Annotated in this window: 8 protein-coding genes; all 8 read right to left on the bottom strand. The window is 46.0% G+C overall.

Annotation, left to right across the window (positions count from 1 at the left end; translation table 11 throughout):
- Positions 1–22 precede the first annotated feature (22 nt).
- Positions 23–1,498 carry a glycoside hydrolase family 32 protein gene (locus MKY44_RS11950; RefSeq protein WP_341007199.1) on the bottom strand — a complete coding sequence of 492 codons (1,476 nt, stop codon included), beginning with the start codon at positions 1,496–1,498 and terminating at the stop codon, positions 23–25.
- A 147-nt stretch (positions 1,499–1,645) separates the two neighbouring features.
- Positions 1,646–2,629 (bottom strand): LacI family DNA-binding transcriptional regulator, encoded by a 984-nt coding sequence (locus MKY44_RS11945; protein ID WP_341007198.1) that lies wholly within the window; start codon positions 2,627–2,629, stop codon positions 1,646–1,648.
- Between the two features lie 247 nt (positions 2,630–2,876).
- Positions 2,877–4,550: a ribonuclease J gene (locus MKY44_RS11940; RefSeq protein WP_339784107.1), complete on the bottom strand. Its 1,674-nt coding sequence runs from the start codon at positions 4,548–4,550 to the stop codon at positions 2,877–2,879.
- 158 nt (positions 4,551–4,708) lie between these two features.
- Entirely contained in the window at positions 4,709–5,980 is a 1,272-nt protein-coding gene (gene rhaA, locus MKY44_RS11935) for an L-rhamnose isomerase (RefSeq protein ID WP_074094867.1), read from the bottom strand.
- Positions 5,981–5,999: 19 nt separating this feature from the next.
- On the bottom strand, positions 6,000–8,069 hold the full coding sequence (locus tag MKY44_RS11930; protein WP_341007197.1) for a bifunctional aldolase/short-chain dehydrogenase: 2,070 nt from the start codon (positions 8,067–8,069) through the stop codon (positions 6,000–6,002).
- Between the two features lie 179 nt (positions 8,070–8,248).
- Complete coding sequence (locus MKY44_RS11925; protein ID WP_445670685.1) at positions 8,249–9,181, bottom strand: glycoside hydrolase family 5 protein; 933 nt, start codon at positions 9,179–9,181, stop codon at positions 8,249–8,251.
- A gap of 411 nt (positions 9,182–9,592) precedes the next feature.
- Positions 9,593–11,932 (bottom strand): beta-galactosidase, encoded by a 2,340-nt coding sequence (locus MKY44_RS11920; protein ID WP_341007195.1) that lies wholly within the window; start codon positions 11,930–11,932, stop codon positions 9,593–9,595.
- 51 nt (positions 11,933–11,983) lie between these two features.
- Positions 11,984–15,322: a DUF5107 domain-containing protein gene (locus MKY44_RS11915; protein ID WP_341007194.1), complete on the bottom strand. Its 3,339-nt coding sequence runs from the start codon at positions 15,320–15,322 to the stop codon at positions 11,984–11,986.
- Between the last annotated feature and the right edge of the window lie 48 nt (positions 15,323–15,370).

Here is a 15,370-nt window from a genome sequence, read left to right as displayed (position 1 = left end):
TCTCATTCCTCTCACGTAATACTTAATAATCCCATTTTGTTGCTTCAAAATCTGCCTTGCCGCCGTGTGCAAAGAAACAAATATCCACGCTGTCCTGACTTGGGAAAATGCGGCTGGTAAAGACCTCTTCCCCATCGTTCACAAAGATCTCTACCGAAGATGAATCCACGAACAGTTGGAACTTAATCACATCCGCAGTAAGCGTGCACCGCCGTATGGACCCATTTTGTTCTGCCAGCTCGGTCCCAGACATCGTCCGATCCAGAATAACTTTCTGCTGAATCCGATCATACAGAAGAACCGTTTTCTCAGTTTCACTTGCCCGGAATTCGATGCCTACACTCTCTGCTTCTACATGGCTTATCTCACATATCAGCTCATAGGTAATCCCATTAAAACCAGTGAAAGATCGACTCTCATTATCAATTGTTGCGCGAATATGTGTCCCTTCCTCCTGCTGACGTAATTGGACCATCTCTTCAACCGGTTGTTGAATTAACTTGCCGTCACGGAATGACAATTGCCGAGGAATGGTCAGGCAATGAGCCCAGCCACTATCGTCTGTTGGATATTCCAGATCGGGAAGTCCCATCCATCCAACCAGAATACGTCTTCCGTCCGGGCCCTGCATCGTCTGCGGCGCATAGAAGTCGAATCCACGATCCAACTCCTGAAATTCATCATGATTGAACTCTCTCGTCTGGAGATTGAGCGGCTCACCGATCAGATAACCGGATTGAAAAATATTCTGATAATGATCTCCCGCTGCATCTAAGCCTTGCGGGGAAAAGACAAGTACACCTTTCCCGTCCATCTCCATATAATCCGGGCACTCCCACATGTAACCAAAGGAGGTTAATTGCGTACGAATTTCACCAAGAAACTCCCAGTTTTTCAGATCAATGGAGCGATACAGCACTGTACATCCCGTCTCGTCTGTTCTCTGCGCACCAATTACACAATAATACGTGTCTCCTTGTTGCCACACCTTGGGATCTCTAAAGTGTTCCGTGTATCCGGCTGGCACAGACGAGATCACGGGATGATTCAGTTTGGTTACTGAACCGCTTTCATCCATGACTGCCAGGCATTGATACGGATGTCTGACCCAATCCTCATCTCTGGTATTGCCTGTGTACAGCAAGTGTAGCTTGCCGTCTTTTTCAATCGCACTGCCGGAATAAGCTCCGTGTGAGTCATACCTGCCACCCGGTTCAATTCCAATCCCGACATTTTCCCAGTTCACCAGATTCTTCGAGCGGGTATGATACCAGTATTTCATGCCATGTTCTGTCCCAAGTGGAAACCACTGATAGAACAGATGATAATAGCCTTGATAATATGCAAAGCCGTTAGGATCATTAAGCAGACCTGTTATCGGCTGAATGTGATAACTTTGTCGCCAAGGACACACGGATATCTGTGCTTCAAGCTTCGCAATCTCTCCAGGCTCCGCTTGCTCAATTCGTCTGTAGCGTTGCTCTCTAGTCATTTTCATAGCTGTTCTCCATTCAAAATATAGGAACCGGTTCCATCGGGCGCAAAAAAATAATTCCATATGGCATTACTGCCTGCCCGTGTTCGCATATCCGTATTGGATATTCACAGTGGAACCGGTTCGATGGAATTATCATAAAGGATGTTTTTATAATTTGTCAACGCTTTCTCGAGGAATCAGTTCTACGTCCAGTGTTGTTCGTTCCTCCACCGACTCGCCTTTGACCAGACGAATAATGTGATTTGCCGCTACTTTGCCCGCCTGCAAATAATGATATTTCACAGTAGTCAGCGTGGGATGAATCATCTCCGTAATATCATATCCGCCAAATCCGGTAACAGACAAATCTTGCGGTATGCGAATTTTATTGGAGAACGCAATCTTCATCACACCCAGTGCAATATTATCCGTGGCCCCTACGATGATTGTTGGTGTGATCTCTTTTAGGATGGCTTCAGCGGTAACGATGGCTTCAGACATCTTAAAGCTTGTCTCATAATACTTCACTTCACATTCACCACACTCGGCGATTGCTCGCTGAAATCCTTGTTTACGATAGATCCCTACCGCCCGATCCTTCTCGCTAACTCCCATATACACGATCTTGCGGTGACCTTGTTCGACGACATATCTGCCCATCTCATAACCTGCCTGATCATCATTGTGAACCAGACTGTGCAGTTGCTCATGCTGCTGCCCTACCAATAACACCGGAATCCGTATATCCTCAACGGCCTTCAGATGTGCTTCAGTCACTTCAGCAGCCAGCAGAATAATACCCGATACCTTCTGTCGTGCAAAATCATAGATGGCATCAATCTCGCGCTGCATGTCCTGACTCGTATTTGCGATCAGCATCTGATACTGATTACTCCGCAGTTCTTCATCAATTCCGATCAATGTCTGTGATGTTGCAAAAGAATCAAGACGTGGCACAACCGTACCGATAATACTGGTCTTCTTTGCCTTCAGACTCTGTGCAAATGTATTGGGAACGTAGTTGTATTGTTTGATAATACGCTCAATCTTCTGGCGTGTATCTTCACTAACCGATCCGCCATTCAGGAAGCGAGAGACCGTGCTTTTTGCCACACCTGCCATCTGAGCGATATCAGAAATCGTTTTATTCATAAAGACTCCTCTTATTTCTATTAGCTAGTTTACCTTTTATTATACTTCGAATCGCGAACCCATGGCGAATTTGATTCATACTCAATTAATACACATCACGTTGTACAACTCCGAATAAACAGCAAAAGCCCGATGGTAATGTGACGTTCATACAGAAGTATGATCCGACATTCATCAGGCAGTTAAGCTTCCATTTACACGTTTGCACAGGCCAATAGCACAAGAACGCTCCCTATTCCGTACAGACTCAAACCTCAATAATAATAGGCAAGATCATTGGTCTTCTCTTCGTTTGAGCGTAAATATAGTGACCAATCTCATCTTTCAGCTTTCTTTTGATCACATTCCACTGATTTACCCCAGCCCCGGTTAACTCACCCATCCGGTTTAGAACCAGCTCATGAATCTCATGCATGAATTCTTCCGAATCCTTAACAAATACAAACCCTCTGGAGATAATTTCGGGTGACGTGACCATCTGTTTCTCCGTTTTGCTCAGTGTAGTCACAATCACCAGCATGCCATCGGAGGACAGTTGCCTGCGGTCACGAAGTACAATATTGCCGACATCACCCATGATCAGACCGTCTACGAGACTATTTCCCGACGCAATTTTGGGGCCCAGCGAAGCAATGCCGTCTTTGTACTGGACCATATCCCCATTATTCACGATAAACACATGATCACGCTCTATACCTACGGATTCAGCAAGCAGTCTGTGTTGATACAACATACGAAACTCACCGTGGATCGGAATCAGATAATCCGGTTTCATCAGGGTTAACATCAGTTTGAGTTCTTCCTGACTGCCGTGTCCCGATACATGCATCCCAGCTGCACCACTTGAACCATATATCACACGTGCTCCAAGAACATACAGGTTATCAATTACATGTGCAAGATTTCGTTCATTGCCCGGAATGGCTCCGGCAGCAATAATTACCGTGTCCCCGGCGTTAATTCTTACGTGAGGATGTTTACCGGATGCCAAACGTGACAATGCTGCCATTGCTTCTCCCTGGCTACCGGTGCATAATACAACAACTTGTTCAGGTGGAAACTGATCCGAATCGATAGCTTCAATCAGCAATCCGTCAGGAACTTGTAAATACCCCAATTCACTGGCCACCGATACCACATTCACCATACTTCTGCCCAACAGTGCCAGTTTGCGCCCCGTCTCAAATGCTGCATTCACAATCTGCTGTACCCTGCTGACATTTGACGCAAAGGTGGAGATAAATACTTTCTGTTTGGCACGGATAAAGGCATCCAGAATGTGATCTCCCACAACACGCTCGGAAGGTGTAAATCCGGGTCTTTCTGCATTCGTACTCTCGGAGAGCAAAATATGGACACCCTGTTTGCCAATTTCGGCCATGCGGTGCAGATCAGGGAAAGGTCCATGTACAGGCGACATATCAAATTTGAAATCTCCGGTATGCACGACATTGCCTGCTGGAGTCTGAAAAAAGATACCAAGACAATCCGGTATACTATGACTGGTTGCGAAAAAAGAAACCTCGATCCCTCCCAGCGTAATGCTGGAATGAGCATCGATCGTATGCAAGTCGGCCTTGCGCAGCAGCCCATGCTCTTTCAGTTTAAGTTCGATCAGCCCACGAGTGAGCCTGGATGCATACACCGGGATGTTCATTTGTTTTAATAAATAGGGAATGCCACCGATGTGATCTTCATGTCCATGGGTAACTACAAGACCCCTTACTTTATCCAGGTTCTCCAGCAGATACGTTACATCCGGAATGATCAGATCAATACCAGGCAATGTCTCATCAGGAAACTTCGAACCACAGTCAATCACGATGATGTCCTGATTGTACTGGATGAAATACATATTCTTCCCTATTTCATTCACGCCGCCAAGTGCAGCGATATACAGTTTGTTGTGGGCTAGATTCAACTCTGTTATTCCTCCTCTGCGTGGCAATCGTATACGATACGGATCTATATTCCTAGTATGGAAGCAATCGCCTCAGTTATGCATTTCAGTGTGATTATGCCAAAAAAACCACCATGGAATAGTCATTCCATAGTGGTTTATACGAAACTTAAATACAGTTACACCAATGATTTATCACGCTGTAATAATACGTCTTGTTCATAGGTTTTGATGTCGGTGATCCACTTTTCACGAACTGGAACGCCTTGCTGAGCACAATAGTAGTCCCAGATCGCGCCAAACGGATAGGATTTGAACTCTTCCGTTAAAGCAAGACGCAACGTGTAATCCCCTTCCAATTCGGCTTGTTTCAAGGCATCCACTGGTTCGAGCATCGCTCGGAGAAGGGCTTTGATCGTGTTGCGAGTCCCCACAACCCATGCGGCTACACGGTTAATACTTGCATCAAAGAAATCCAGTCCAATATGTGTGGTCGCAAGCAAATCATGTCGAACCAGTTCACGGGCAATTTCCAGCAACTCATCGTCCATAATTACCACATGGTCACTATCCCAACGCATCGGGCGGCTTACGTGAAGCAGAATGCCACTTGTAAACAAAGACAAGGACGACAGTTTATTGGAAATAACCTCTGTTGGATGGAAGTGACCCGCATCCAGGCAGATTAACGTATCATTTTGCAAACCGTAACCCATATAAAATTCATGAGAACCCACCACATATGCTTCCGAACCCAGACCAAACAACTTACTCTCTACCGCGTCCAGGTTGTGCTCCGGGTTAAGTGGTTCGCCGAATACTTCATCCAGCGATTCTTTGAGACGTTTGCGTGGTGTCAACCGATCCACCGGATTATCCTTGAATCCGTCCGGTACCCATACATTGGTTACACAAGTCTGACCAAGCTGTTCCCCGAAATAAGCACCAATCCGGCGGGACGCCTTGCAGTGATCAATCCAGAACTTGCGAATTTCAGGGTCTGGATGACTGAGCGTGAATCCGTCACTTGATTTTTCATGGGAAAAACATGTTGGGTTGAAGTCCAGACCGAGTCCTTGTTCTTTGGCCCATTTTACCCAGTTCTCATAATGCTTTGGCTCAATCTGATCCAGTTCAACCTGCTCGTCGGTATCCGTGTAAATCGCGTGCAGATTGACCTTATGTTTGCCGGGAATCAGAGCAAAAGCTTGCTCCAGATCGTTACGAAGCTCTACAGGTGTGGTCGCAGCCCCCGGATATTGACCTGTAACGGAAATACCACCTGTTAACTCCCCATCTTTATTCAGAAAACCTTTGACATCGTCGCCTTGCCAGCAGTGTACGGATACTTTGATCTCCGCGAGTTTGTTCAATACCTCGTCCGTATCAATTCCGTGCTGAGCATACAATGCCTTGGCTGCTTCATACGCTTGCTTGACTTGGTTATCCATCCGCAAGAACCCTCCTAATTTAACGTGTAAATGCTGCCGGTACACCGCCATCAATGGTCATCATGCAACCGGTTGTTTTTTCGGATTTCGAAGAAGCAAAGAACGCAATTCCTTCCGCAATATCTCTTGGATAGATATTCACGAGCAATGTCGTCCGTTTGCGATAATACTCTTCCAATTGGTCCGGTTCAATTCCATATGCCGCTGCTCGTTCATTTCTCCAGGAACCGTTCCAGATCGCTGAACCCTGTAGAATGGCATCTGGAAGAATCGTGTTGACACGAATGCCGTACTCTCCACCTTCTGCTGCAATACAACGTGCCAGATGTGCTTCCAGCGCTTTCGCTGAGCTGTAAGCCGAGGCACTTTTACCTGCATACACCGAGTTCTTGGACCCGATAAATACCATGCTTCCCCCAATACCCTGCTGTTTCATCAGCTTGAACGCTTCACGAGCCACGAGGAAATATCCTGTGCCCAGAACATTCATATTCAGGTTCCATTCTTTCAGGGATGTTTCGTCAAATGGGCTGGATGTCGCCAATCCGGCATTGTTCACGATGATATCCACTCCGCCATACTGCACCGCAACATCAGCATAAGCAGATTGAACGGCTTCCTCATCGGTGACGTCCATTTTCAGCGCATAAGCACGATTCGCGCCGTACTGATCATTGATTTCCTGTGCTACTTTCTGTGCGCCCTCCAGGTTGAGGTCAGCAAGCACCACATGTGCGCCTTCAGATACCAATCTGCGTGCTGTTTCACTTCCGATCCCGCCTGCGCCGCCTGTAATAAACGCCACTTTACGGGAGAACTCGGTTTCTGCTGGAGCCAAAGACAATTTGTACAATTCCAGCGGCCAGTACTCCACATTGTAAGATTCATTTGCACTGAGTGATACGAATTGACCTAGGCTAGTAGCTCCACGCATAACGGCGATGGCTCTGTGATACAACGCTCCGCTTACTTGGGAAAGCGCCCAGCTCTTGCCTGTATTGATCATGCCCACACCTGGAATGAGGATAACGCGTGGTGCCGCTTCGAACATGACATCACCTTCGTTTTTGTTGCTCTCAAAATACTGTTGATATTGCTCTTTGTAGGCCGCGACACCTTCTACCAGCTTGGCTTTTAAGCCTTCGATATCTTCCGCATCCGGTGTCCAATCAATGAACAGAGGTACCACTTTGGTATGTACCAGATGATCCGGGCAAGCTGCACCCACCTGAGACAATTCCGGGGAATCTGCTCCGCCCACAAAAGCAAGTACGTCCTCTTGATCATCAAAGGACAAAATCATTTTTTTGCTATCCGATACCGCTCCACGAATGGTTGGCATCACACGTGATACGATCTGACGACGAACATCAGCGGCCAGTGCCGGGTGTTTCACACCACCAAACAAACTTCCTTCGTCCACCCGTGCTTCGATGAATGCTTCTGCTTCATTGATAATCTTGATCGTTTGGGCGTAGCATTCCTCGGATGTTTCTCCCCACGTCACAAGTCCGTGTTTTTCCATCAGTACGAGTTCGGCATTGGGATTCGAGAATACGCTTTCAGCAATCATTTTAGATAACGTAAACCCTGGGCGAACATAAGGTACCCATACAAAACGATCACCGTAGATCTCTCTCGCCAATTCCTTGCCGTTATGTGCACAGCACAAGCTGATAATCGCATCCGGGTGTGTATGATCAACATGTTTATATGGAAGGAACGCATGCAGAAGAGTCTCGATAGAGGCGCGCGGGTGCTTGGCATCAATCATGCAATGTCCCAGATATTCAACCATCTCTTCATCCGACATGGATTCACGTTCAATTAATGGTCGAATGTCTTCGAGCCCAAGTCCGGTAAAATGTTTCGCTTCCATGGAACCCAGATCAGAGCCGCTTCCCTTCACATACATTACTTCTACATCACGACCACGAAAATCCTTCACTGTCGTTTTGGTAGACGTATTGCCACCGTAGATGTTACATACACTGCGATCAGTTCCAATCAGATTGGATCGGTAAACCAACTGCTCAAGTCCTGTTGTTTTCTCAGATGCCTGCGATGCATTCCATAAACTCTGTACCATTTGTTTCCCTCCGATAATGTTTGTTTTATTCCTAATCCGAGTTTAACATCTTTGTTTTATTTTGAAAACAAAATATTTTAAAACCAAACGGAAATATTCAAAAGTCATTATAGATTGAACTATTTTATTAAAAAAACACCCTGACGTGAACGTCAGAGTGTTCCTATTTCATCGGCGGATTAGAAAATCCCCGCTTTTTGGGAAGTATTTTTAATACCATAGGTATCATTAACAACAGTGTTGCCAAAACTCGTTAAGCTTCCATTCGGACCTGTGGCCATGTCCAGATAGTTCAGACCGGAGCTGTTTCCGTACCAAGACCAGGCAAGCCAACCTACCCCTTTTTCCTGACCATATCTCATGATGGCATACTCGTCCACATCACCGTTTGTGTGATATCCCCCGAATTCACCAATGATCAGAGCCAATCCTTTGTTCAGCACATTCTCCATATTGGCTTTGACCGTTGCAGCATCTTTGCCAGCATACTCATACATATGAATGGAGAACACAGTATTTTTCTGAGAATCGGCTGCAAATACACTTTGTCCATAATCCACGATGGATTGAGGGAACTGTCCCCATCCGGCTGCATCCACAATGAGCGTATTTTTAATTCCCGCATTTCGGAGTTTTGGAATGGCTTTTTTGTAACCATCAGCCCACGCACTTCCATTCCACGTTCCATACCATTCATTGGCGATGTTGACAATTACCCGATCTTCTTTGCCAATCAAAGCTTCCTTAATACTAATCCAGTAGTTCACCGCCGCATCCAACGAATTATAGTCATCTTTCCCTGTGGCGTCATGCACCTCGAGTACAGCTATCATTTTATTTTGGTTAACCACATTAATAATATTTTTAACAGCGTTCAGATCATCTTTGGTGTACAGGCTACCATTCGAAAGAACAATGCGTACCGTATTGGCACCTGTTTTGGCGATGGCAGGGATAGCGGTATTCAAATCATTCTTGAACCAGGAATGTCCGTGATTAACACCTCTCATGACAAAAGCCTTGCCTGTGGAATCGTACAACTTGTTACCGCTTACATAAAAACCTGTAGCAGCAGATGCTTTGGGTGCTGCACTCCCCAATGCCATGAACATGAGAGCAGCAATAACCGTGAAGATTGTACACTTTTTCAGATTAACCATTCGTTTGGAACCTCCTGTATTTGTTTTTTTATTTCAATTAACCCTGCTCCAGGCAAGAAGTTAACTAAAATCGTTGGTAATAGAAGTTTTTTGGTTATTAAATAAATAAAAATTAACTTTATCGAAGTTACTTTATTTAGTTTAAATAAACTTTATCGTTAAGGTTATGAAGTTATAATAAATTGAAAACGCTTACCAGTCAAGATCTTTTTACCATGATTAGGAATCATTTGTTTTTACATAACACAGCAAAAAAAGGTTCTCTCCCCTCACAATCGTTCGGAGAAAGAACCCTCTGTATTATTAACGAAAGTTAACTCTTGTTTAAGTCTTGTTTATCTGTTGTTTAACTCCTGATTTAGTCTAAGTGTCTTCCCTAACTCCCGCCAATACCACCCCAACCCGGTACTGTGGTCTCACCCAAATCTCATTAAACTTCCCGATCTCCACACCCTCAAATCGCTCCACATAAGCCTGATTCACATAACTCTCAGTCGTCCCTTTTCGAATTGGCGTTATGGACAGACGAAGCGCGTGATCGGCCAGTAAATGACGGGATTGCTTCAAACCAAGCATCCAGCTGTGCCCATAGTGAATATGATCCGTTAACATCTGATGATGAATATGTGCTGTTGCAACGTCTCCTTCATAATCAATCTCAATCCACACGTCATCTACTTGTTCCGGCCACGCTGTGTCCAATCTCAGTGTTGCTGCATACTCTTTGGGATAATCAACCTCTACAGCAGGATCGTAAGGCGAAACTTGAAATGTAAACGTACCGAATATTCCCTGCTTCGACTGTGATAACACAGCATATTTAGAAGCTGAAACATGCTCTGGAGCCGGATAAAAGGATACCTCCATCTCTGGTTGCTCCACGGATGTACATATGATCATCTCATTCTGTACATACAGATGACTGCTGCTAATTACAAGCCTTTCTTCTCCGCCCACACGGAAACGGTAGGCTTGTAAGGCCTCTTCACGGGTCAATGTAATGATTCGTATGACCATACCGTCCGATGTTGTGATTCGCAGATGATGGTCCTTGCCGGCAATCGGATGTATTACAACTTCATTCCCCTGCTCTGAAACAGTGCCTTCGGGCATATCCACATTTGTAACGGATGATGCATCCATAACATACTCAGGCGTCATACCTTCATGAGCATAAAAGACAGCCGTAAGCTCCTGATTTACCATAAATCGGGTCAGTGGCTGAACAGTAGCACTAATGATCTTCATTCCACTCAGATTCATATGGAAAGGCAGAATGGCCGCCATGCCGGATTTCAGCTGCATCGTTCCTTCTCTTGGATAAAAAGCAGTCCCTTTGCTGGTATGCAATTCCAATTGTATATCACGATCAGGCATCGCCACATGATCCTGATAATTATTCATGAACAGGAATCCGGAGCCATCTTGTTGGCGAACAGACCAACGCAGATCCATCGTGTTCTCCGATGTTATCGAATGCTGTTCATCCGGTACAACACAGCCCATTGGGGCAAGTAACTCACCGTATGCTTCCAGGAACATGGACAAGGTACGAATGCGGTCATACGATTCACCAACACGTCCAAATTCCCCGAGTGGCGATTGGTAATCATACGTCATTTTAGGCAATGCCTGCTCGTTCATATATGAATTTTTGCCTATTGGATTGGTCCCCCCGTGATACATATAATATCCAACCAGATTGCTGCCGTTCGCAAGTTTCACAATGGTCATCGCCTCGACACTGTCCGCATCAACAACCGGACGAGCGTGATAACTGACCTGCATGCCTCCAGCAAGCTCGCAATACGCAGCAGGGTACTCCAGACTGTCATAATCCACTTCTTCCACAGGATTCATATGCAGATCCCGGAATAAATACTCCCGGCTTGGAGGCTGATTGGGAATCCATGGTGTGTACGCATACCCCGCTAGCATAGGCAATGTTCCTTCTTCAGGCACCGCAGCATTGCCCCAGGCCGTGGCAGTATAGAACATCGGCTTCATACCGACTTCTTCGGCAATATAGCGAAGCATCTTCAGATGTTCTCGTCCATCCCGACCGGAGGTAATGTATTTTTCGCGGGTATACCCCCAGGCATCCATGGGTGCGCCAGCGTGCATATACTCATTTTCCAACTGTATCCCGATAACAGGGCCACCCTCCTGATAAAAGCAGCCGTTGAGCTGACGGGCAATCTCCCGATATAATCGCTTAGCGTAATACAGATATCCTTCATCGTTCGACCTGACTTCGAATGGATAACTGAATAACCAATCCGGCATTCCACCATTACGCACTTCCCCATGACAGAATGGACCAATTCGTACGATCAGAGGCAGTTCATGTTTGCCACACAGATCCACAAAGTGCCGTAAATTCAGATTTCCTGACCAATTAAATTCCCCTTCCTGCTCCTCGTGAAAATTCCAGAAAACATAGGAAGCGACAATGCTCACCCCGCCTGCCTTCATCTTCAGTAATTCTTCTTCCCACTGCAAGTAAGCGAATCTGGAGAAATGAAACTCACCTACCACGGGAATATGGGGTTTAGCATTACGAGTCATATAATAGTTTGTAAAATCATACGATTCCCCTCGTGGACTTTTGCCGCCACTGCCAGTCATGCGACCCGCACGAATCTCTTTATCTTCCGCATCCAATATGAAACGAATCTGGCTACCTGCTATACTATCATTCATGGATTATATAACTCCTTCGATATAAATGGGATGTGTTGAAACGATTATCAATTATCGATGGATGATTGCCCCTTGATGATTCGGGTTTTTCTCCAATACCCGGTCCAACTCAAGTCCGGCTTCACTTATCCGCCCCAGCCCCAGAAGACCCAATGCACGCATATACCAGCAATGTTCTTCATTTCGCTGATCGAGATCATCGTCGAATACTAGAAAATCGGGCAGAGAGACCGCAAAATAATCCATTCGGATGTGATCATGCATATGTCTTTCCGCATAGTCAATGAGTTTGTTGAACCGCCTGTTTGCTTCCTTCACATTGCCAAGCTTCTGCCAGGCCAGACCCTGATAATAGATGGATTCCGGCGGTTGATCATTATAAAACATCGCGCTTGCCGGTTCATTCAAACCGATGGATGCTCTGTGGAAACTCTCCTCTGCCGCCTGATCATTCTTAAGTTGCTGGTAGGCACAGCCAAGATAAAAGTAAACTGGATTGTCTCCGGCTCCCTCCAGCTTACCTTCACCTAAGTTCTCCGGGTAAACTAATGCCTTCTGCAACAGCTCCAATGCTAGTTCAGGTTGTTGTTTCTCCAGGTTTTGCTTTGCCAGTTCCGTCAGTGCCGTAACATATTGTCCTGTCACCTTGCCTTCTCCACCCTCCCATGGATGAAACCGCCGGGTCTGAAGGGCATTCCATGCTTCTTGATGACTACCTTGCATATTCAATAAAGTCAACCACTCGATATACAGATCATCACGGTGGTGAACCAACTCCATATGTTGTTCCAGTAATTTGATTCGACGCTCGCAAGAATACCCTATCTTCTTGTGCAATTGATCCAACTCGTAGAAGATTCGCGCATCCTGTGAATCCAACCGGAAAGCGTCCTCTAATGAAGCCAGTGCAAGATCGGGGCGATTCAGCTTGTTATAATAAGCCAGTCCCAGATTCCGATGTACAGTCGAATATGCAGCATTCACCTCGCGTGAAGTTTCCCAATGGGTGATTGCTTCCTCGTAGCGTTTATGATCATATAACCAATTTCCCAGGTAATAGTGAGCACGCGCATCATTCGAATCCACTGCCAATGCATCCTGAAGCACCATGAATTCAAATAACGTATTAGGAAAACAATAATCCGTTGGAGCAACTTTCCCCTGCTTTTGACATTCCCGGGCCTGCTCCACATCCTCCAGCTGACGATACAAGTAAGCCTGAGCATAACCAACCATAGGATAAGGCTGTGCAATTTCGGATTCAACATAAGAGAGTACCGTCAGTGCTTCTTCCCACAACCCACAATCCGCGTAGTCTGCGGCTAGATTCAGATAATTATAAACATCTCCTCGCATCAGACGATGGAAATGCTCACGTGTTTGCCCCGCTTGTTCTCTCTCTGAAGGTGCAGTTGCTCCGCTGTAGATCAGGACTAATTCATGCGCAGCTCCAAATTCAACCGGGTCCAGTGCCAATGTCTCACGCGCATATTGAATTGCCTGCTTATCTTGACCCAATCTACGCAGCAAAGCCACTTTCAGATGTCGAGCCTTATAATTTCTGGTGTTACGAATCAGCGAACGTTCGATGTGATCCAAAGCTTCGATGTAGCGATGTTGCCCCGTATCGATCTGAGCAAGCATGTAATAACCCGTATCCTGATACTGTGCAGACCATACGGCTTTATACAGTGCTGCGTAGGCTTCTTCCTGTTTCCCCTGTAATTTCAAACTCAGACCGAGTTGGTAAAATGCTTCACTATCATACGGATTCGTATTTTTCCACGTCAGCGATTGAACGGCCTGTCTGAAATGCTTCTCTGCATCTTGGAACAACCCTCTACGCAGCAGCAATGTGCCATACGCTATGTTTAGACGAATATCCGTTGCATCACGCTTCAACCCTTCCAGATAATAAGGTTCCGGTTCATACGTGGCATGCCGATATTGCTCCAAATGAAGACCAGCCAGATATAGTTGTTCATTCGTACGAATCTCGGATGGTAGCGGGAGTGGTGTGGCCGGATCTGGAACTTCCTGAATCTCAGAACGTTCAGGCTGATAGGCCACGAGTACTCTTCCTTCCGCACTTCGAACACTTAACTTCAACTGATGCCATTCATCTTGTCCGCTCCACGGAAATGAAGATTTATATAGTTCCGTAGGTGAGATATTACATCTCTCATGGAGATATACCGTGGTTGGACCTATCACTTCAACGGTCACTTGTTCAAAAACCGACGTCGCATATACCCTCACGGTTACCATTCCGGTCGTTTCATCCTTTTCCAGATTAACCGCTGCATCAATCGATGCATTTTTGACCATACCAATTCCTTTATACGGCATAAAATACTGTGAAAATGATTTCGCTTCATAAGGCTGTAACCATGTAAAATCAGGCTGATTATCGGTATAGATCCCGGTCATTAATTCAATATAAGGTCCATCCTCGTCCGTTAACTGGCGATCCCAAGCTTGCCCAAATTCCCCGTTCCCCCAGGTCCATTGCTTCTTGCCCGGAGAAGTATGATGATTGGCTACATGCAACAAACCTGCCTGAACCCCGTGGTCATAACCCCCTACAAAATTATAATCCGACTTATAAGCCATATAGGATGTTGGAACCGGTATGTTTTTGTAGCGCGAGATATCCACACCTTCGGAATAGTCCATTTTGTAATAGGTGCCGGTTGCGATGGGAAAGCGGGATACGTCCCGTTTTCCGTGGTCCAGCACAGCCGTTACATCAGGCGGAAACACGGATTGCGTATGATCGTTGACGGCTACAGCCGGGTTGGCCCACCATAGAAAAGTTTGAGGTGCGCTGGTGCGATTGTATACCTCGGCATGGATTTCAAGATAGGCTTTGCCGGGATGTAATGTGAAGCCAGCGGTCATTTTGGTGCCATACATGCGATCAATCTCACCCACCCACACGGTAGCGCTTCCATCTTCATTACTGCTAAATGTATAGTCGACTGGACCAAATGTGTTGGGCCGGTGATGCTGTGGCCAGTTGAATTCAATTCCACCGGAAATCCATGGCCCTGCCAGACCCACGAGCGCAGGTTTAATCACCCGGTTATAATATACAAAATCGTAGTTGTTGGTCCGATCCAGCGCACGATAGATCCGTCCACCCAGTTCGGGCAGCATCTCGATACGTACATATTCATTTTCAAGAATAATTAATCGATAAGACTTCATTTGGGCCTCATCTTCAATGCTGTCGATCACAGGATACGGATACACCTTACCCGAGCTTCCCTGGTAGATTCTCTTTTCAAGAAACATCGGATTTTTGTCCGGTTTACCTGTACCATAGGTTGGGATATCTCTGGTTTCTTCCCATATGCGAACATTTGATGTCGCTGTCACGTGATTCAATTCCCTCACTCCTCGGCCTCGTATATATTGTGATCATACGCTCCGACA

The organism is Paenibacillus sp. FSL R7-0026, assembly GCF_038004485.1.
Taxonomy (GTDB): domain Bacteria; phylum Bacillota; class Bacilli; order Paenibacillales; family Paenibacillaceae; genus Paenibacillus; species Paenibacillus xylanexedens_A.
The sequence above is the reverse complement of the archived record's forward strand: the minus strand, read 5'-3'. Positions and strand labels throughout refer to the sequence as shown.

Coding starts and splice junctions, on each gene's coding strand:
- rhaA (WP_074094867.1), bottom strand. CDS start 5,980: ATGGATAACCAAGTCAAGCAAGCGTATGAAGCAGCCAAGGCATTGTAT.
- MKY44_RS11930 (WP_341007197.1), bottom strand. CDS start 8,069: ATGGTACAGAGTTTATGGAATGCATCGCAGGCATCTGAGAAAACAACA.
- MKY44_RS11925 (WP_445670685.1), bottom strand. CDS start 9,181: ATGTTCATGGCATTGGGGAGTGCAGCACCCAAAGCATCTGCTGCTACA.
- MKY44_RS11920 (WP_341007195.1), bottom strand. CDS start 11,932: ATGAATGATAGTATAGCAGGTAGCCAGATTCGTTTCATATTGGATGCG.
- MKY44_RS11950 (WP_341007199.1), bottom strand. CDS start 1,498: ATGAAAATGACTAGAGAGCAACGCTACAGACGAATTGAGCAAGCGGAG.
- MKY44_RS11945 (WP_341007198.1), bottom strand. CDS start 2,629: ATGAATAAAACGATTTCTGATATCGCTCAGATGGCAGGTGTGGCAAAA.